Consider the following 18,759-nt stretch of genomic DNA (forward strand, 5'->3'; position numbering starts at 1 on the left):
CGCCGCTTCGACATCTGTCGGGGCGGCGTTTTTCGTTTCAGGGGGCCGCAATTCCTGTCACCCTTTAAGCTTGGCTTTTGATCCCGGACCGCGTTATCAAAATAGGTGCAAACGCATGTATCTCATGCAAGGAGAGCCTGATGCCCATTCGCCCTGCCCGTCGGATTACCGACACCAGCCCGAAAAACTTTGGGATGTTCTCCAAAGCCGTTGGGATGTCGGAGGATTTGATCCATCTGGAACTGGGGATGCCCGCCGAAGACACCCCTCAGCATATCAAGGACGCGACGATTGCTGCGCTGCAAGCCGGGGCCGTTCATTACTCCGATCTGCAAGGCCTGCCCGAACTGCGCAGCGCGCTGGCGGAAAAGCTGCGGGATCAGAACAAGCTGGACGTTACAGCCGATAATGTGTTGATCACCAACGGCCTAACCCAAGGGTCCTTTGCCGCGTTCATGGCGTTTCTGGATGACGGTGACGAGGCGCTTTTGCTGGCCCCGTATTACCCCCAACATATCGGCAAGGCCGAGCTGGCCGGGGCCAAAGTGACCATCGCGCCCTTGGACGCAAGCAATGGGTTTTCGATCAATCGCGCCTTGATAGAGCCGCATATTACCCCGGCGACCCGCGTGATCGCCTTGATCAATCCGTGCAATCCGACGGGCCGTGTCTACACCCGAGCTGAGCTGCAAATCATTGCCGATCTCGCGCAAGAACATGATCTTCTGGTGATTTCGGACGAGGTGTATGAAGAGATCACCTATGGCGAAACGCATATCTCGATCGCGTCCTTGCCGGGCATGAAGGAACGCACCATTTCGATGTTCGCCTTTACCAAAGCCTATGCAATGGACGGTTGGCGGCTGGGCTATGTGGTGGCGGACGCGGCGTTGATGGGCCCGTTGATGAAAATCACCACGAACGAGGTCACCCATGTGAACACGTTCATCCAGCACGGTGCACTTGCCGCTGTCACGGGGGACGCGTCTGTTCTGGCGGGTATGGTCGCGCGGGATCGCGCCCGCCGTGATCTGGTGGTTGGACGTCTGAACCAGATGCCCGGCGTCACCTGCGCCCCGGTTGAGGGCACGATTTACGCCTTTCCCAGCATCGCTGCGACGGGCCTAAGCGCGCAGGATTGCGCGGACCGTTTGCTGGAGGAAACCGGCGTCGTGGTCGAGGCAGGCAGCTTTTACGGGGATGTGGGCGAGGGGCATTTGCGCGTGTGTTTCGGCTGCGCGGAAATTGACGTGCTGACCGATGCGATGGACAGGATGCAGCGGTTCTTTAACGCGCTTTAGATCACCGCCTTCAGCGCCTGAAACAGACCCTCCACATGCGCCGCTGATGTAATCGCCCCCGGCGACAGACGCAGGATCTGCCCGCGACAATCGACGTGGATGTTCTGCGCGCGTAACGTGCCAACCAGCGCCGGCGCGTCAACAATTTCCGGTAATTTTACCATAACAGACCCGCCGCGCTGTTCAGCATCCCTAGGCGTGGCAAGGGTTAGGCCCGCATCATCCGCAGCCGTAATGATTTGATCGGTCAGCGCGCGGTTATGGGCCAACAGATCAGACTGCCCCGCATGCCAGCGCAATGCAGGAATAGACCCTAAACAGGCCAAAACGGATGGTGTGCCATGATCAAACCGCCGCGCATCGGGGGCATAGTCAAAACCGTTCAAATCCCACGAAAACGGGTTATCCTGCGAAAACCAGCCGCGCAGCTCGGGCGTTGTTTGCTCGATCAGATCACTCCGCATCTGGATAATACCCGCACCCGGCGTTCCGCACAGCCATTTCAAACTGGTCGAGATCACAAAATCGGCGGCATAGTCATTCAGCGAAAACGGGATGATCCCGATCCCTTGGGTCAGGTCCACCCCGATCAGCGACCCCATCGCGCGCCCATGTGCGATCAGCCGCTGCAAATCACAGCGGTGCGAACTGGTCGAGGTGACAAAGGTTAACAGCGCGAGACCAACATCCGCGCCCCACGCATCAAGCAGATCATCATCCGTCACCCAAAATGCGCCGTCGCGTATCGGCACGGTATGCAGGGTGAACCCCATGCGATCTGCCAACCCGTTCAGCAGAAAATGCAGCGAGGGAAAGCAATCTGCCCCGATCAACACCCGCTTGCCGCGCAACTGTCCGACGGGCAGGCCGCCAAGGATCGAAAACAGCGCCGTGGTGACATTTTCAGCGCTGGTCAGCGTGTCATCTGGTGCGTCTATCAGATCGCGCCAAAGGGCCAGGAAATCTTGTCTTTTGGTTAGAACCGACGGCCATTGGCTGTCATCTGGCGTGCCCCAGACATCTGAAAAATCGGCCAAAGCGGCGGCCATATCCTGCGCTTTTCCCGGATATTGACCGATAGAATGATAAAGAAAGTAGCCGAGATCAGGCATAAGTCCCTCAATTTATTACGTAAATTCGTTAGCACGCTAATTTTATTGCAAATGCATATAACGCTACGTAGCATCCTTTATCAACAACAGTGCAACAGCATACCCACGGGAGATATGATGATGAGCGGCGCAGAAACTCTGACGAACCTTGCAATGATGTTGGCAACTGGCGGTGTTGAGGTGATCGACTGTTCAAGCAGCCTTGGCCCCGATACGCCGATTTTAGAACTGCCCGAGGATTTCGCCAAGAACACCCCAAAGATCGAAATTCACAAGATCAGCGAATATGACAATGACGGTCCGTTTTTCGCGTGGAACTGGCTAAAGCTGGGCGAACATTCCGGCACCCATTTCGACGCGCCGCACCATTGGATTACCGGCAAGGATTACGAGGACGGCTATACCGATACGCTGGATGTGCAACGCTTGGTCGCGCCGGTTAATGTCATCGATTGCGCCGCCCAATCCGCCGAGAGCGAGGATTTCCTGCTGACCGCCGATGGTGTGAAAGCTTGGGAAGCTGAACATGGGGCGATCGGCAAGGGCGAATGGGTCGTGATGCGCACCGATTGGGACAAGCGCGTGCATGACGCCGCAAAGTTCCTTAACGCCGATGACGCTGGCCCGCACAGCCCCGGACCGACGCCTGATTGTATCGAATATCTGCTGTCCAAGGGGATTGTCGGTTGGGGCACACAATGTATTGGCACCGACGCGGGCCAAGCGGGCGGAATGGAACCGCCATACCCCGCGCATAACCTGCTGCACCTAAACAATTGTTTTGGCCTCGCCTCGCTTGCCAATCTAGACAAGCTTCCTGCCAAGGGGGCCATTCTGATCGCGGCACCGCTCAAGATTGAGCGTGGCACAGGCAGCCCGATCCGTGCGCTCGCGCTGGTTCCAAAAGGTTAATTCACACATCATGCTCGGCCCGATCACCCCTTCTGCATCAGGGAAAGGACCCTTGAATGGACGTCAAAGACAGCCCTGAAAAGCACGACAATACGACATTGGGCGAGGTGGGGCTGGATCAGTTCGCGCCTTACCTGATGAACCGGATTATGGGGCGCTATAATGCGGCCATGCAGGAAGAAATGGCTAAGCTGGGCCTGACAACCCCGCAGATGCGGTCGCTTGCGGTGTTGTCCGTACGCGACGGTATTTTGATCCGCGAATTGGCCGTTTTTGCGGTCGTGCAGCAATCTACGCTTAGTCGTGCCTTGGATACATTGGCGCAAAACGGGTTGGTTCGCCGCCAGCCCGACCCCGACGACAGCAGGGCCACCCGCATCTTTCTGACCGACAGCGGGCGCGCGGCGTTTCAACGGCTTTGGCCGCATATGTCCGATGCCTATCAGGCGATGTTCGCGGGCATTGATGCTGACGAAAAACAGGCCTTTGTCGGCACGTTGCAAAAGATGCTGAAAAACATCCGTAAACACGACTTTTGAAAGGGCCCAGATGGCCGAACGTTCCTTCAAAAAAGAGGTAGAGCACCTGCGCAAAGGCGAGGGTGATGTCTTTACCGGCGAAGGTATATTGGCCCTGACCAAGGCGCTGTTGGAAAATGGCGTGGGCTATGTTGGCGGCTATCAAGGCGCGCCGATCAGCCATTTGATGGATGTGCTCGCCGACGCGCAGGATGTGCTGGGTGAACTGAGCGTCCGGTTCGAGGCAAACGCAAGCGAGGCCGCCGCCGCCGCGATGTTGGCCGCCTCTGTCCACTATCCCATTCGGGGCGCTGTCACCTTCAAGGGGCCGGTTGGCGTCAATGTCGCGTCTGACGCCTTGGCCAACCTCAGCTCGTCCGGTGTGACGGGCGGTGCGCTGGTGATTGTGGGCGAGGATTACGGCGAAGGATCGTCGATCATGCAAGAGCGGTCCCACGCCTTTGCCATGAAATCACAGTTCTGGATGCTGGACCCTCGCCCGAATTTACCCAGTATTACCAAGGCCGTAAAAGACGGGTTCGAGCTGTCGGAAGCCAGCAATACCCCGGTGATGTTGATGGTGCGGATCAGATCGTGCCATGTCACGGGCAGCTTCGAAACCCGCGATAACGTCCCGCCGCCGCTGACCGTGCGCGACGCGCTGTCCGCCCCGCGCAGTGATTTCGCCCGCGTTGTCCTACCCCCAATGAGCTATCTGCACGAGCAGGATAAAATTCAAAACCGCTGGCCTGCGGCTGAAAAATTCATCGTTGAAAACAAGCTGAACGAGGTGTTCGGCCCCGACCGCGCGCCTTTGGGCATTGTGGTTCAGGGGGGCATGTACAACGGCGTTGTGCGCGCGCTTCAGCGGCTTGGGTTGGCCGATATCTACGGCAACAGCGATGTGCCACTTTATGTTTTGAATGTCACCTATCCCTTGGTCAAAGACGAATTTGACCGGTTTTGCCAAGGCAAAGAACACGTGCTGGTCGTCGAGGAAGGGCAACCCGACTTTATCGAACAGCAGCTTGGCAGTTTTCTATACAAATCGCGCAGTTCGGTCGAATTGCACGGCAAGGATATGCTGCCGATGGCGGGCGAATACACCGGGCAAGTCATGCTGGACGGCGTGACCGCGTTCCTGAAAACCGCCGCGCCCGAGATGCTGCCCGGAACGGTGCGCGCCCCAAATGCCGAGGCACCAAAGATACCGGATTTATCGAAAACCGTCCCGATCCGTCCGCCAGGCTTTTGTACGGGTTGCCCCGAACGGCCCATTTTCGCCGCGATGAAACTGACAGAACAAGAGCTGGGCAAACACCAGATCATCGGCGACATCGGTTGCCATCTGTTCGCGGCACTGCCCCCGTTTGAAATTGGCGGCGCGACCATGGGCTACGGGCTTGGGCCCGCGTCAAATGCGGCGTTTGACGGGGGCGGCGAACGGCGCGCGATCTCGATCCTTGGGGATGGTGGTTTTTGGCACAACGGGCTCAGCTCTTCGATCGGGAACATGGTTTTCAACAAATCCGACACGGTCGCGGTGATCGTCGACAACTATTATTCCGCCGCAACAGGTGGTCAGGATGTCCTGTCGAGCCGCGCAAAAAACGATACTAAATCAACGAATAACCCCATTTCGGCGGCGCTTAGGGGGGTTGGCGTCGAATGGGTGCGCCAGATCGACCGCACCTATGATGTTGGCAAAATGCGCGAGGTTCTGCGCGAGGCGTTAACCACAGATTATGACGGGCCAAAGGTCATCGTGGCGTCGTCGGAATGTATGCTGAACAAGCAGCGTCGCGAAAAGCCGCTGCGCAATCAGGCGATCAAGGAAGGCCGCCGCGTTGATATCCCGCGCTTTAGCGTCGATCCCGATGTTTGCACGGGCGATCACGCCTGTATCCGGCTGTCCGGTTGCCCGTCGCTGTCGCTGAAAAAGCTCGATGACCCGCTGCGCGATGATCCGGTGGCCCATATCGATCAAACCTGTGTCGGCTGCGGCAATTGTGGCGAGGTGGCGGATACCGCCATTCTGTGCCCGTCCTTCTATCAGGCCGATGTTGTGCATAACCCGACGCGGTTCGAATCCTGGCGCACCAAACAGCGCAGCAAGGTGATTGGTTGGCTGCAATCCAGACGCGACGCCAAACGGTTGATGCTGCAATGAACGCGCTTTTCACCGAACAAACCGCTGATCCCCGCGCCGCCCAGATCACCAAACTGGCGGTCATGGCTGTGGGCGGGCAGGGCGGTGGCGTTCTGACGGGGTGGATCGAAACCATGGCCCGCGCCCAGGGCTATGCCGTGCAGGCCACCAGCGTTGCCGGCGTCGCGCAACGCACCGGTGCCACGATCTATTACCTTGAAATGACGCCAAAGACCGATCAACAGCCGATCTTTGCCTTGGCCCCGTCGGCCGGTGACGTCGATATTCTGATCGCGGCTGAGATGATGGAGGTCGGGCGCGCCATCATGCGCGGCTTTGTCACGCCGGACCGGACCGTACTGATCGGGTCAAGCCACCGCGCCTTGGCTGTGTCGGAAAAGATGGCTCCGGGGGATGGGATCGCTGACGCAGAGGAGGTCCGCGCAGCCGCTGAAATCGCCGCGCAGAGACTGGTCCTAGCGGATATGGAGCAGTTGGCCGTCGAGCAGAGATCCGTCATTTCTGCCAGCCTGTTTGGGGCACTTGCAGGGACCGACGCCTTGCCCTTTCCCCGCCCAGCGTTCGAAGATGCGATCCGGCAAAGTGGCAGAGGCGTTGATGCAAGCTTGCGTGCTTTTCATGCGGGGTTTGATGCAGCGCAGAATGGCGATGCGGACAGGGTAAAGGAAGCAGAGACCCTGCCCGAAATCACAGGGCCGCAGGGTTTGTTGCGCGAATATCAAGCCTTGCGGGACCGTATCTATGCCATGCCGCCGATGGTTCAGCAGATGGCCACTGCCGGCCTGCATAAGGTTGTGGATTTTCAGGACCACGCTTACGGCGCGGCCTATCTGGATCGGCTGGACGAAGTTATCGCCCGTGACAGCGCGGCGCATGATTGGCTGCTTAGTATCACGGCGGCGAAATATATCGCCAATGCAATGGCTTATGATGACATGATCCGCGTCGCTGACATTAAAACACGCGGCCCCAGATTTAGCCGCATCCGTAATGAAATGGGCGCAGAACCGGATCAGGTCATGCAACTGACCGAATATTTTCACCCAAGGGCCGAGGAGATTGCGGGCCTGTTGCCTGTAAGGTTTGGCGCTTGGGTCGAGGGGCGGCCCAAGGTGATGGCGTGGCTGGACCGGTGGTTTGGCAAAGGGCGGCGATTGCGAACTGACAGCTTGCCAGCATTCGTGATGCTGTACGTCTTGGGCGGGTTGAAATCCTATCGTCTGAAAACCCGCCGTCACGCGGTCGAGCGTGCCCATCTTGAAGCGTGGTTGGACAGTTGTTTTGCTGTGCTCGAAGAAGATTATGCGCTGTGCGTCGAGATGTTGCGCTGCCGACGGTTGATAAAGGGGTATTCCGATACCCATGCACGGGGGCTGACCAAATTTGACAGCGTGATGAACGGTGCGCAGATGGTGAAGGGGCGCAAAGATGCGGCAGATTGGGTCGCCCGCCTGCGCGAAGCGGCGTTGCAAGACCCCGAAGGCAAGGCGCTTTCCGGCGCGTTAGAGACTATTCGCAGCTTTGCCTAACCCAAATCGTGCGACCTGATGAAACCTGCCATCCGCATCTTCGCCGCATAAGGTCAGGCTATCAATATCAAACGGCGCGGGGATCGCTGGCATCAAATAGGCCTCAATCGCTTGGCGCACTTGCGCCAGTTCCGCGTCAGGGATCGGTCCCGTCAGGGTGATATGAAAGCGAAAGAATTCTTCGACATGGGGGTATCCCCATTGCCGCAATAGCTGGCGCTGCCGATCCGACATATTGGGCCGGTTCTTGCGATTAAATTCCGCCTCACTTAGAGGCGCACGAAATGTATCCAGCGACTGCATGGCAGCCGATGCTAGCCCGTTCAGCGCTGACGTGTCGCCCGCAGGCGTCAGCGCCAAAAACCGGCCGATCTGCGTCAGCTCCAACCCCTCAAGAATCACAACCGGATGGCCCGCACAAAATGCGCTTAGCGCATCGGTCAAACCCTGTTCGGTCACGCCATCGGCAAGGGTAAACGGTGCCTTGATCGTGGCATGCAGCCCGTATTTGCGCGGCCGTTCGGTAAGGGCCGCGACATTTACCCCTGGGATATCGGGATGCGGAACGGCGCACCCTTGCGCCAAATCCCACCCCAGCCAAGCGGTCGCCAATTGGCTGAAACCACCGGGCGGGGGCGTGAAATATATGGCGTAGCGCTTGAACATGGGTTCAATTACTCCGCCATTGGCGATAGGTCAAAGATATCTGTTAACCAAGTTTTCCAACGCTTCTTGACGACCTGATGCGGGTTGCGGGTTCAATGCATCCGCCTTGACCTGCGCGTTGATCGTCTCAAGGTCGGCATTCAACAGCCCCTGACCGCGCGCTGACCCCCAACCGGCGTACCGCGCCTCGCGAGCGTCCTCCAGCTTGCCATCTTCCAGCATTGCGGCGGCTGCTTTCAACCCGCGTGCGCAGACATCCATCGCGCCGACATGGGCAAGGATCAAATCCTGCGCGTCCAGCGATTGACGGCGCAGCTTGGCGTCGAAATTGGTGCCGCCGGTCGTGAAACCGCCAGCCTTCAACACTTCGTAATAGGCCAATGCGACTTCGGGCACGGAGTTGGGGAATTGGTCGGTGTCCCAGCCCGACTGGTAATCGTTGCGGTTCATGTCGATGGACCCGAAAATCCCAAGCGCAGAGGCAAGCGCCAGCTCGTGTTCAAACGAATGTCCGGCCAAGATCGCGTGACCCTGTTCGATGTTAACTTTGACCTCGTTCTCAAGCCCGAAATCCTTGAGGAAACCATAGACGGTTGCGACGTCGTAATCATACTGATGTTTGGTGGGTTCCTGCGGTTTAGGCTCGATCAGGATGCCGCCTTTGAACCCGATCTTGCGCGCATATTCGACCGCCATTTGCAGGAAACGACCGGCCTGTTCACGTTCGCGTTTCATGTCGGTGTTCAGCAGGGTTTCATAGCCTTCGCGCCCACCCCACAGGACATAGTTTTCACCGCCCAGCTTGTGTGTGACGTCGATGCATTCTTTGACGGTCGCGGCGGCATAGGCAAACACGTCGGGGTCGGGGTTTGTGGCCGCGCCCGCCATATAGCGACGGTTCGAAAACAGGTTCGCGGTGCCCCACAGCAGTTTGGTGCCGGTCTGCTCCATCTTCTCGCCGAAATAATCGGTGATCTCGTGCAGGCGCGCTGTGCTTTCGGTGAAAGTATCGCCTTCGGGGCGCACATCGGCGTCGTGGAAACAGAAATACGGCTGGCCAAGGATTTTGAACATATCAAAGGCAGTGTCGGCCTTGATCTTGGCGTGCTCCATCGTGTCGCCGAACCACGGGCGCTCGAATGTTTGACCGCCAAACGGGTCGCCGCCTTCCCACGCAAAGCTGTGCCAATAGGCCACGGCAAAGCGCAGATGCTCGGCCATGGTTTTTCCCATCAGAACCTCGTCCGGGTTATAGCTGCGATAGGCGAAATCATGGGTCGCGTCGGGGTCATAGGTGATCGCTGGGATGCCATCGAAAAAATCAGTCATGGGAGGGGTCCTTATCTCTAGGTCAGCGCAAAGATTTGATTGCGCGGTATGTCTCGGAATAGCGGGCGTGGGCCTCTGCAAAGGCGGGGACCAGCTTTGAATCAGGCTCTATTACGCGGGAAATCGGGGGCGGTACGGCAATCTCGGCGCCTGCGCCAGTCGCTGCCATGCGGCCAAGACGCGCGGCACCTAATGCGGCACCAAAGTCGCCAGCGGCAGGCAGTTGGATGGGCATATTCAGCGATGTTGCGATGGCCTGAAGCCAATATTCGGACTTTGATCCGCCGCCGACGGCGATCAGGCTGTCGATTTTGGTGCCGGTCATCGCCATGGCGTCGAAACTATCGCGCAGGGCGTGAGTGACGCCTTCTAGAACCGCTCGGACCATCGCGGCGCGGTCGGTTGCGTGGCCAAGATGCAGGAAACCCGCGCGGATTTGCGCATCGTTATGTGGGGTACGTTCGCCGCCCAGATAAGGCATGAAAATCGTCCGGCTGGGGGCCTGTAGTTGCCCCAGATCACCGGTCAGCGATTGCGCGTCTTCTTGCAACACACCTGCCAGCCAATTCAGCGCGTCGGTCGCAGACAGGATCACCCCCATCTGGTGCCAAAGCCCGGGCAAGGCATGGCAAAAACTGTGTAAGGCGCTTTCGGGGGCGGCGGCATAGTTGGGCGTGGCGGCGAACAATACGCCAGAGGTGCCCAGTGACACAAAGGCCTGCCCCGGTTTCACAACACCCATCCCGATGGCCGAGGCGGCGTTATCCCCGCCGCCACCCGCAACGGGAATGCCCGCGGGCAGGCCAAGTTTGGCGGCAATTGACCCGCTTAGGGTGCCAGAAACGGCGGACCCTTCGACCAGCCGGGGCATTTGCGCCCGTGATAGGCCTGAGAACGCCAGCAATTCATCAGACCAATCGCGCGCGCCGGTATCCAGCCAGCTGGTGCCCGCAGCGTCCGACATCTCGGATACGGCATCGCCTGTTAACCAAAACCGCAGGGCGTCTTTGGGCAGCAGCACCTTGTCGATCTTGGCAAATATTTCGGGCTCATTCCGCCGGACCCATTCGACCTTGGGCGCGGTAAAGCCGGGGAACACAATATTGCCCGTCACCTGCCGCCAGACCGGATTGGCGTCGAATTCAGCTGCCTCAACCGCCGCGCGGGTGTCATTCCACAACATACAGGGGCGCAGGGCGGTGCCGTTTGCGTCAAGCAGGGTCGCGCCATGCATGTGCCCGCTTAGCCCGATGCCCTGAACGGCACTTAGATCGGCGTCAAGACCGGCGATTGCAGCCGCGCAGGCGGTGAACCAATCATCTGGGTTTTGCTCGCTCCACCCGTCGTGGGCGCGCGATACTTGCAAGGGCGCGCTGGCCTCGGCGATGATGTTTTCATCGGCGTCGACCAACAGCGCCTTCAAGCCCGAGGTGCCCAGATCAAGACCCAAAAACATGCGTTTTCCCCTTTGTCAGAGCCTAAGCAGCGTCGCGCGCTTTGCCCATGATGATCATGCTCAGGATGTCATCCTCGGTCACGTCGCCCACCTTTTCGGTGCCGATTAACGTGCCGTTTTTCATCACCGACACTCGATCACACAGGTCCAGCATTTCGCGGGTGTCGTGGCTGATCAGGAAAATACCCAAACCTTGGGCCTTTAGTTCTTTGATCAGGTCCGCGACCATCTTGCTTTCATGCACGCCCAGGGCGGCTGTGGGTTCGTCCATGATCAGGATTCTTGCGTTGAAATATACGGCACGCGCAATCGCCACCGATTGTCGCTGACCCCCGGAAAGCGCTGAAACAGGCTCGTTTATCTTTTTGAAATTGGGGTTGAGACGGGCCATGATCTTGCGGGTCTCAGCCTCCATCTGGGCATCGTCGACCAGACCGAAACGATTGGTTAATTCACGCCCCAGAAACAGGTTGCTTGCCGCATCAAGGTTGTCGGCCAGCGCCAGCGTTTGATAAATCGTTTCGATGTTGTGACGGCGGGCGTCGCGGGGCGAATGAATGCTGGCCTTTTTGCCTTCGATCCAGATCTCGCCCTCGTCCATTTGATAGGCACCGGCAAGGATCTTGATCAGCGTTGATTTGCCCGCGCCGTTATGGCCCAGCAGGCCGACAACTTCGCCGGGATACAGGTCAAGCGACACGTTATCGACGGCACGCACACCGCCAAAAGACAGCGAGATATTCTTGAGCTCTACTAAAGGTGTCATCATTTCCCTCCCGTGCGGCGGCGATAGACAATGTCGATCCAGACGGCGAGGACCAGAACAGCCCCCACAACGATGTTTTGCAGCGGCGCGTCGACGCCAACCATCGCCATGCCCGATTGCAGGGACTGCATGATCAGCGCACCCAAGATCGCGCCGTGAATGGTGCCGATCCCGCCAGCAAGGGCGGTGCCACCGATCACAGCGGCGGCGATGACGCGCAGTTCATCCAGCGTGCCGATGTCGTTTGAATGGTTGGTTAGGCGGGCCGATGCGACAACCGCAGACAGCGCCACTAAGGCACCCATCAGGGCAAATACCTTAACCGTCAGCAGGCGCGTATTGATGCCGGACAGTTCGGCCGCATCAGGGTTGCCGCCCGTCGCAAAGATATAGCGCCCCAGCCGTGTGCGTTTGGCCATCACCGTCATGGCAATTGCAATCGCGATCAGCAGCAAGACGGAATAGGGAATGCCATATGCAGCGGCATAGCCGTCTGGCATCACCTCGCCGCGCGCCTTGAATTCACGGAGCAGACGGGCCGTTGGCACCTCATACGCGTTCAGGATCGCCACAAAGCCAAGGATACCCGCGGCGATGATCAGCCCGACAAGGGCTTCGGCCCAGACGGGTTTGACAGGAAAGCCATGCCCGATCTTGTTGCGCCGCGCGGCCCAAAGCGCCCAAAGCGCCAGCACCACAGCGATAATCCCGACGACCCAAGACCATGTTTCACCCAACGTGCCGTTGATGCCGCCAAGTTTGCGGAATGTTTCATCAAGCGGGCCAATGGTTTGGCCGTCCGTCATGTACCACGCCACGTTGCGCCAGATCAAAAGGCCGCCCAGGGTCACGATAAAGGCGGGGATCGTCAGATAGCCGACCAGCCAGCCCTGAAGCGCGCCGATAATGGTGCCGATCAGCAAACCGACGGCAATGCTGATCCAAGGGATCAGCGGATGACCCAGGCCAAGCCCCAGCATTTTCGGCAAAATATCGGTCTGCGTCATGGCCATCGCGGCAGAGCATGTCGCCAGCATGGCCCCCACAGACAGATCGATGTGGCGGGTGACGATCACAAACACCATGCCTGTGGCCATAATGGCGACACTGACGGTTTGGATGGTCAGGTTAAAAATATTGCGCGGTGTCAAAAACCGGCCATCGGTCAGCACGTTGAACACCAGACACACCAGCACAAAGGCACCGATCATGCCCAACAGGCGTGTGTCGATTTCAAGCTGCGTTAGAAACGAACGTTTGGGGGCAGTCGGTGACGGATGTGTATCTGTCCCGGGTGTCGATGTGTCTGTCATGTAATTGGCTTCCGGATTGGGATGCGGTGTCTTTCAGCGGTGGGGGCACCCGTAGGTGAACGGCCCGCGCTTGAAAGGATAATGGGGGTGCATCCCGGCCAATGCCGGGATGCGTTAGCTTAGATTATTCGCAGGCGGCGACGTCTGTAACACCTTGGCAAAGCGATTCCTTGGTGATCCAGCCGGCGTCAAGCACAGCGTTCAGGTTGTCGAGGGTAACCGGCACAGGTGCCAGGAACTTGGCCGACAATGTTGTGCCGCCGGGTGATGTCCATTCGGACGCGCCGTCAATGGCACCCATTTCGGTCCCACCGGCAAGGGCAACTGCGATTTCAGCAGCGTTTTTACCCAGATCGCGGGCGTCTTTCCAAACGCTAACGGTCTGTGTGCCCTTGGCAACGCGGTTCAGCGCAGCATGGTCGCCGTCTTGGCCAGACACGGGTGTGCCTTCCATGCCTTGAGCTGTCAGGGCTGCAACAACACCGCCAGCTGTACCGTCGTTGGATGCAACAACCGCGTCAACTTTGTTGTCCTGTGCGGTCAGGATTTGCTCCATGTTGCGCTGCGCGTTGGCAGGCAACCAGCCATCTGTATACGCTTCGGCAACGATGGTGATGTCGCCCGCGTCAATCGCCGCTTGCAGCACTTCTTGTTGACCGCCACGCAGGAAATCGGCGTTCGGATCGGTGGGCGACCCCTTGATCATGACGTAGTTGCCTTTTGGCATGGCTTCGTAAACAGCGCGGGCCTGCATGCGGCCAACTTCGACGTTGTCGAATGTCAGGTAAAACGCACGTGGGTCTTCGATCAGGCGGTCATAGCCGACAACCGGAATACCTTCGTCAGCGGCGGCTGTGATGGCCGGGCCGATGGCTTGGCTGTCTTGGGCCAGAATGATCAGGGCATCAACGCCTTGGGCGATCAGGCTTTCCACGTCGGACAATTGCTTGGCCGAGGACGACTGCGCGTCAGAGCTGACGTATTTGGCACCGGCAGCATCCAAAGCAGCTTTGATCGCAGCTTCGTCAGTTTTCCAGCGCTCTTCTTGGAAATTGGACCAGCTTACGCCGACTGTAATGTCTTGCGCTGTGGCGGCATGGGTGAATCCGGCAGTGGCGACAGCCGCTGCCATAAAGAGTTTACGCATTTCTTTCCTCCCAGATGAAATGATTCCGATGTCCTAAGCGGCATCGATTTTTTCCGTGTACTGAGGTTGCGCGTTTTAATTCAGTTGTCAAAATAAATTTTTAACAATCGGACAAATAATTTGACAGGTATCGGCAAAATGAGGCCTATTTCGGGGGATCGAGGGAGAAGTGATTAGATCGAACGATCTGATGGGGGGATAAAGTTTGGCCAGCGAACTAATTAGGCAAGGCAGCCTTGAGAGGAGCGAAACGGCCACATTTGGTTGTGGACCGCGGCTTATGCTGTCGAAAGACGACACACGCCCCCTGCGCCAACAGGTGTTCGAACAGGTGCGCGCGGCCGGTCATATGCCCCGCATGGATGTGGCGCGCACCCTTGATATCAGCCCCGGCTCTGTCACCACCATCACATCTGATCTGATTACGCGCGGCCTGCTGCAAGAGGTCGAGGATAACCAGCGCGGCCCCAGCCGTGGCCGCCCGCCGATCGCCCTGCGTGTCGCACCTTGCAGCCGTTTTGTCATCGGGATGAAGCTGTCAGACGAACGCCATACCGCGATCTTGCTGGACCTTGCCGGGACCGTCATCGCCGAGGCGCATCTGGCCAGCGGTGCCTTGCGCCAGACCACGACCGAGGTGCTGGCCGAAGTGTCGACCCTGATCCGCAAGCTGTTGCAAAAGGCCGGTCAAACCCATGATTCGATCAGCGCCATCGGCATCGGCTTGCCGGGCATTGTGGATGCGCAGACCGGTATTGTGCAATGGTCGCCTGTGCTGACCGATACCAATATTCCCCTGCGCGAAAAGCTGGCGCAGGAACTGGATTTGCCCGTGTCGCTGGACAATGACACCAACCTGCTGACACTGGCCGAACTGTGGTTCGGGGCCGGTCGGGGGACGTCGAATTTTGTTGTCGTGACCATCGAACGGGGCGTCGGCATGGGGCTGGTGCTGAACAACCGCCTGTTCCGTGGTGCGCTTGGCCCGGGGATGGAGCTGGGGCACACCAAAGTGCAGCTTGATGGTGCGCTGTGCCGCTGCGGCCAACGCGGCTGTCTTGAGGCCTATGTCGCTGATTACGCCCTTGTCCGCGAAGCTGGAACCGCGCTGGACAGCGACCCGAGGGCCAGCAGTTCCGCCGTGACCATGATCGAAACCCTGTATGAAGAGGCGAACGCCGGAAACGAGGCCGCGCTGGCAATCTTTCGGCGGGCGGGGCGGTTTTTAAGCGTCGGCTTGGCGAATATTGTGCAGCTGTTCGACCCCGAACGGATAATCCTAAGCGGCGAGCGGATGCGCTATGATTATCTGACCACAGACGACATGTTGGCGGAAATGAACAGCATGATTCTGCCCGCTGGCCGCACGCCCACCCCCGTGGATATCCACGCGTGGAGCGGCTCTGTCTGGGCGAAAGGTGCGGCGGCGCTGGCGCTGTCCGAGGTTACCGATGCCTTGCTGGGTGAAAACGCGGCATGATCCGCTGGTTGCCCCTGATCGGTGTCATCGTGGCGGGATCGGTGCAGGCCAATCCGGTCTTTCAAGACATCACCGACAGGGTGCCAAAACACGAATACACCGGCGGGTGGGAACATTTCGTCGGCGGTGGCGTGTCGGTCTTCGATTGCTCGGGCGACGGGTTGCCCGACATCGTGGCCGCTGGTGGGGCGTCGCCGATGACCTTGCTTAAAAACGTCTCTGACATAGGGGAAATCGCGTTTCAGCCATTGCCTTCGTTGGGCGATGTAACGGGCGTGACCGGGGCTTATCCCGTTGATATCGATGGCGATGCGGTCCTGGATCTATACGTGATGCGTGTCGGGCCTGACCGTGTGCTGCGCGGCGGGCCTGATTGCAGTTTTACCGATGTGACCGAACGCTGGGCCATCCCCCAAACCGATCAATGGACAACCGCCTTTACCGCGTGGTGGGACGCGGGCGCGCAATTTCCTACGCTCGCCGTCGGTCACTATGTGGACCGTACAAACCCCGACGGGCCGTTTGGCACCTGCGACACCCACACCATCCTGTCGCCATCTGCTGGAAATGCGCCAAGCTATCGCGCGATGACGCTGGAACCGGGCTATTGCACCTTGTCCATGCTGGCCGCCCAAGATGCGCGCGGGGTGATGTCGCTGCGTATCTCGAACGACAGGCATTACTATTTGACCGGCGGGGCAGAGCAGCTGTGGGACATTCTTGAGCGCCGCTTTCTAACCCCTGATGACGGGTTTCCGGCGGTCTCCCTGTGGGGCATGGGGATCGCCAGTCGTGATTTGACCGGCGATGGCCGGGACGAGCTGATGTTGACGTCCATGGGGGATCAGCTGATGCAGATCGCCCAGTCAGACGGCACATATGCGAACGCGCCTTACGACATCGGAACCTATGCGCATAACCCTTATCTTAAGGGTGACGGGCGGCCATCGACGGGCTGGCATGCCACTTTTGGCGACGTGAACAACGATACCCTGCCCGATTTGTTTATCGCCAAGGGCAACGTCGACCAGATGCCGGGCATGGCCATGCGCGACCCCAATAACCTGTTGATCCAAGGGCCTGATGGCAAATTTACCGAAGCGGGGGAAAGCGCAGGCATTGGCGATGTTGCGCGGTCGCGGGGGGCGGCGCTGGCCGATTTTGACGGCGATGGCCTGCTTGATTTGGTGGTGGTGAATCGCCGTGCGCCGATGCGGCTGTATCACAATGTCACTCAGGGTGCGGGCAATGCCGCATGGGTGCAGGTGCAGGGCGCAGGCGGCAACCGCTTTGCCATCGGCGCGCGGGTCAGCATCCGCGCGGGCGATATGCAGCAAAGCCAACAGGTTACCATCGGCGGCGGGCATGCTGGTGCCGTTGCGCTGCCACTGCATTTCGGGCTGGGGCAGGCGGATAAGGCGCAGGTGACGGTGCGCTGGCCGGACGGATCACAAAGCGACGGATTTACCGTGAACGCGGGCGAAACCCTGACGATCCGCCAGGCCGATTAATTCGCGACACCGCCGACCGCCAAACCGCTGGGCACGGCATCTGGAATGCCCAACCGCCCGCTTAGCGCTGTGTTGTCGTCCAAGGTTTTCAGGAACGCCACCAATGCCGCGATGTCTGGTGGATCAAGGGCAACGGGTGCGCGGGTCAGCGCGGCCTGAACGATGCGATCACGTGCGATTGGATCATCCATCTCGCGCCAATCATCCGACTTAAGCGGGGGAAGTTGCACGGTTTTACGCGCCTCTGCATCAGGGCCAAACCGATCAGCTGCAGCTACCGGATCAAGGTGATCACGAATGAACTCATCAATCTTGCTATGGGCACCGGCATGGCCCCATGGCCCGGTCTGCATGACATTGCGCAAAGACGGTGTGCGAAACGCAAAATCATCCGCCGGATCGCCGGTTACCCGGTTCCGGCCCAGATCATGCGCATGATTTTCGAACACGGCGGCCTTGCCGGGGCCAAGCTGGGGCGCGCCCATGGGGTGAAAGCTGTGATCCGTCTGGAATGGCCCGCTGTGACAGCTGCTGCATCCTGCGTCGCCATAGAACAGGGTCATTCCGCGGGCTGCATCCACCGGATAGGCCGTTTCGGGATCTTGTAGATAGGCATCAAATACCGATGTGTCCGACCGCCATTCATGCGCAACAAACACCGCAATCGCGTTCGAGATATCGGTAAAGGCTATCTGATCCGGGCTGTCGATATGGTCATACACTGCCTGAAATTGTTGGGCATAGTCGGGAAGGGCGGCAACCCTGCGCGCCAAAATACTCCACGCGCCGCCGTCGCCCGTGATCAACCCCTGACGCACGGCTTTGGACACGTCATTCTCAAGCTCTTGGCCAGCCATTTCATCGGGGCTGAGAACGGGAAACATGGTCTGCGCTGACAAAAGCGAGGCAAACCCGTCTAGCATGTCGTCATCCAGCGGCGTCCGAAAGCCGGAGGGCGTGGTATCATCAACCTCGATCCGGCCATCGTGGAACATGACCGTAAACTCAGCCGCACCAAGGTTAAACAACGCGGGCGAATTGCGCGGAATCCGGTCGGGGGGGATGTTGTTCGGGTCACCGCGCCGTGCTGGCCCCAGCCCAATGCCGCCTTCGCCGATGCCCAGCGATACCCCGTCGCTGGTGGCAAATTTCGGGTGGTGGCAGGTCGCGCAGGCGATGTTTTTGTTGCCCGACAGAATTGGGTCGTAAAACAGCAACTGGCCCAGCAATGCTTCGTCCATGTTTACAGGGGCGTAGGCCGATGCCGGAACCGGATCAGGCAACGGCCCCGCAAAGGCACCAAGGGCGCTGGCGATAAGGATGAAAGCTGAGGGGCGAAACAAAACCATGCGGCCAGCATTGCGCAGTTTCTTTCCGTCAACAAGGTGATCTGCGCCCCCTTCGCGGTCATGTTTCACTCTGCAAACCGATAGTTGTTAAGAATTGGTTAACGTGGTCCCGGCCCAAGGGAACATAAATAACTTTTGCCAAAGCAAAATTCTGACTAGGGTCTAGCGCGAGGCCGCAATGAACGGTCAAGGACAAGCAT

The 18,759-nt window shown here is 58.8% G+C and carries 15 protein-coding genes; 7 read left to right on the top strand and 8 right to left on the bottom strand.

Annotation, left to right across the window (positions count from 1 at the left end; all coding sequences use genetic code 11):
• Nucleotides 1-140 precede the first annotated feature (140 nt).
• The gene (locus tag WNY39_RS09300; protein WP_342845268.1) at nucleotides 141-1,301 is read left to right on the top strand and encodes an aminotransferase class I/II-fold pyridoxal phosphate-dependent enzyme; all 1,161 of its coding nucleotides are present in this window, start codon (nucleotides 141-143) and stop codon (nucleotides 1,299-1,301) included.
• Here WNY39_RS09300 and WNY39_RS09305 read toward each other — a convergent pair.
• A complete protein-coding gene (locus tag WNY39_RS09305) occupies nucleotides 1,298-2,413 on the bottom strand; it encodes an aminotransferase class V-fold PLP-dependent enzyme (protein WP_342845269.1) in 1,116 nt (371 codons plus the stop codon). The two genes, WNY39_RS09300 and WNY39_RS09305, sit on opposite strands and share 4 nt — an antisense overlap.
• A 120-nt stretch (nucleotides 2,414-2,533) precedes the next feature.
• On the opposite strand from WNY39_RS09305, the gene WNY39_RS09310 reads away from it, so the two are divergent.
• From WNY39_RS09310 to WNY39_RS09325, 4 genes are read left to right on the top strand one after another with little or no spacing between them, the layout of a single operon-like run.
• Complete coding sequence (locus WNY39_RS09310) at nucleotides 2,534-3,325, top strand: cyclase family protein (RefSeq protein WP_342845270.1); 792 nt, start codon at nucleotides 2,534-2,536, stop codon at nucleotides 3,323-3,325.
• 56 nt (nucleotides 3,326-3,381) lie between these two features.
• On the top strand, nucleotides 3,382-3,864 hold the full coding sequence (locus WNY39_RS09315; RefSeq protein WP_342845271.1) for a MarR family transcriptional regulator: 483 nt from the start codon (nucleotides 3,382-3,384) through the stop codon (nucleotides 3,862-3,864).
• Between the two features lie 10 nt (nucleotides 3,865-3,874).
• Nucleotides 3,875-6,013, top strand: a complete 2,139-nt coding sequence (locus WNY39_RS09320) for an indolepyruvate ferredoxin oxidoreductase subunit alpha (RefSeq protein WP_342845272.1) — start codon at nucleotides 3,875-3,877, stop codon at nucleotides 6,011-6,013.
• Nucleotides 6,010-7,542, top strand: a complete 1,533-nt coding sequence (locus WNY39_RS09325; RefSeq protein ID WP_342845273.1) for an indolepyruvate oxidoreductase subunit beta family protein — start codon at nucleotides 6,010-6,012, stop codon at nucleotides 7,540-7,542. The genes WNY39_RS09320 and WNY39_RS09325 overlap by 4 nt, the downstream gene beginning before the upstream one ends.
• On the opposite strand, the gene WNY39_RS09330 is transcribed toward WNY39_RS09325, so the two are convergent.
• The 6 genes from WNY39_RS09330 to xylF all read right to left on the bottom strand — a co-directional run bounded on the left by WNY39_RS09330 (nucleotide 7,516) and on the right by xylF (nucleotide 14,219).
• Entirely contained in the window at nucleotides 7,516-8,208 is a 693-nt protein-coding gene (locus WNY39_RS09330) for a DUF1045 domain-containing protein (protein WP_342845274.1), read from the bottom strand. The two genes, WNY39_RS09325 and WNY39_RS09330, sit on opposite strands and share 27 nt — an antisense overlap.
• Before the next feature lie 30 nt (nucleotides 8,209-8,238).
• On the bottom strand, nucleotides 8,239-9,537 hold the full coding sequence (gene xylA / locus WNY39_RS09335; protein ID WP_342845275.1) for a xylose isomerase: 1,299 nt from the start codon (nucleotides 9,535-9,537) through the stop codon (nucleotides 8,239-8,241).
• A gap of 22 nt (nucleotides 9,538-9,559) precedes the next feature.
• Complete coding sequence (gene xylB / locus WNY39_RS09340) at nucleotides 9,560-10,993, bottom strand: xylulokinase (RefSeq protein ID WP_342845276.1); 1,434 nt, start codon at nucleotides 10,991-10,993, stop codon at nucleotides 9,560-9,562.
• Between the two features lie 22 nt (nucleotides 10,994-11,015).
• On the bottom strand, nucleotides 11,016-11,762 hold the full coding sequence (locus WNY39_RS09345; RefSeq protein ID WP_342845277.1) for an ATP-binding cassette domain-containing protein: 747 nt from the start codon (nucleotides 11,760-11,762) through the stop codon (nucleotides 11,016-11,018).
• Nucleotides 11,759-13,072, bottom strand: a complete 1,314-nt coding sequence (locus WNY39_RS09350) for a sugar ABC transporter permease (RefSeq protein ID WP_341232840.1) — start codon at nucleotides 13,070-13,072, stop codon at nucleotides 11,759-11,761. The genes WNY39_RS09345 and WNY39_RS09350 overlap by 4 nt, the downstream gene beginning before the upstream one ends.
• A 124-nt stretch (nucleotides 13,073-13,196) precedes the next feature.
• Nucleotides 13,197-14,219, bottom strand: a complete 1,023-nt coding sequence (gene xylF / locus WNY39_RS09355; RefSeq protein WP_341232841.1) for a D-xylose ABC transporter substrate-binding protein — start codon at nucleotides 14,217-14,219, stop codon at nucleotides 13,197-13,199.
• A gap of 280 nt (nucleotides 14,220-14,499) precedes the next feature.
• Here xylF and WNY39_RS09360 point away from each other — a divergent pair, with 280 nt between their 5' ends.
• Together WNY39_RS09360 and WNY39_RS09365 are read left to right on the top strand one after the other, a co-directional pair.
• Nucleotides 14,500-15,699: an ROK family protein gene (locus WNY39_RS09360; RefSeq protein ID WP_342845278.1), complete on the top strand. Its 1,200-nt coding sequence runs from the start codon at nucleotides 14,500-14,502 to the stop codon at nucleotides 15,697-15,699.
• Nucleotides 15,696-17,210 carry a CRTAC1 family protein gene (locus WNY39_RS09365; protein WP_342845279.1) on the top strand — a complete coding sequence of 505 codons (1,515 nt, stop codon included), beginning with the start codon at nucleotides 15,696-15,698 and terminating at the stop codon, nucleotides 17,208-17,210. The genes WNY39_RS09360 and WNY39_RS09365 overlap by 4 nt, the downstream gene beginning before the upstream one ends.
• Here WNY39_RS09365 and WNY39_RS09370 read toward each other — a convergent pair.
• On the bottom strand, nucleotides 17,207-18,559 hold the full coding sequence (locus WNY39_RS09370) for a cytochrome c peroxidase (RefSeq protein WP_342845403.1): 1,353 nt from the start codon (nucleotides 18,557-18,559) through the stop codon (nucleotides 17,207-17,209). The two genes, WNY39_RS09365 and WNY39_RS09370, sit on opposite strands and share 4 nt — an antisense overlap.
• Nucleotides 18,560-18,759: the final 200 nt, after the last annotated feature.

Source organism: Sulfitobacter sp. AS59, assembly GCF_038899995.1.
In the GTDB taxonomy this organism is placed as follows: domain Bacteria; phylum Pseudomonadota; class Alphaproteobacteria; order Rhodobacterales; family Rhodobacteraceae; genus Sulfitobacter.

Coding starts and splice junctions, on each gene's coding strand:
- WNY39_RS09365 (WP_342845279.1), top strand. CDS start 15,696: ATGATCCGCTGGTTGCCCCTGATCGGTGTCATCGTGGCGGGATCGGTG.
- WNY39_RS09350 (WP_341232840.1), bottom strand. CDS start 13,072: ATGACAGACACATCGACACCCGGGACAGATACACATCCGTCACCGACT.
- WNY39_RS09305 (WP_342845269.1), bottom strand. CDS start 2,413: ATGCCTGATCTCGGCTACTTTCTTTATCATTCTATCGGTCAATATCCG.
- xylB (WP_342845276.1), bottom strand. CDS start 10,993: ATGTTTTTGGGTCTTGATCTGGGCACCTCGGGCTTGAAGGCGCTGTTG.
- WNY39_RS09345 (WP_342845277.1), bottom strand. CDS start 11,762: ATGATGACACCTTTAGTAGAGCTCAAGAATATCTCGCTGTCTTTTGGC.
- WNY39_RS09360 (WP_342845278.1), top strand. CDS start 14,500: ATGCTGTCGAAAGACGACACACGCCCCCTGCGCCAACAGGTGTTCGAA.
- xylF (WP_341232841.1), bottom strand. CDS start 14,219: ATGCGTAAACTCTTTATGGCAGCGGCTGTCGCCACTGCCGGATTCACC.
- WNY39_RS09310 (WP_342845270.1), top strand. CDS start 2,534: ATGAGCGGCGCAGAAACTCTGACGAACCTTGCAATGATGTTGGCAACT.
- WNY39_RS09315 (WP_342845271.1), top strand. CDS start 3,382: ATGGACGTCAAAGACAGCCCTGAAAAGCACGACAATACGACATTGGGC.
- WNY39_RS09320 (WP_342845272.1), top strand. CDS start 3,875: ATGGCCGAACGTTCCTTCAAAAAAGAGGTAGAGCACCTGCGCAAAGGC.
- WNY39_RS09300 (WP_342845268.1), top strand. CDS start 141: ATGCCCATTCGCCCTGCCCGTCGGATTACCGACACCAGCCCGAAAAAC.
- WNY39_RS09325 (WP_342845273.1), top strand. CDS start 6,010: ATGAACGCGCTTTTCACCGAACAAACCGCTGATCCCCGCGCCGCCCAG.
- WNY39_RS09330 (WP_342845274.1), bottom strand. CDS start 8,208: ATGTTCAAGCGCTACGCCATATATTTCACGCCCCCGCCCGGTGGTTTC.
- xylA (WP_342845275.1), bottom strand. CDS start 9,537: ATGACTGATTTTTTCGATGGCATCCCAGCGATCACCTATGACCCCGAC.
- WNY39_RS09370 (WP_342845403.1), bottom strand. CDS start 18,559: ATGGTTTTGTTTCGCCCCTCAGCTTTCATCCTTATCGCCAGCGCCCTT.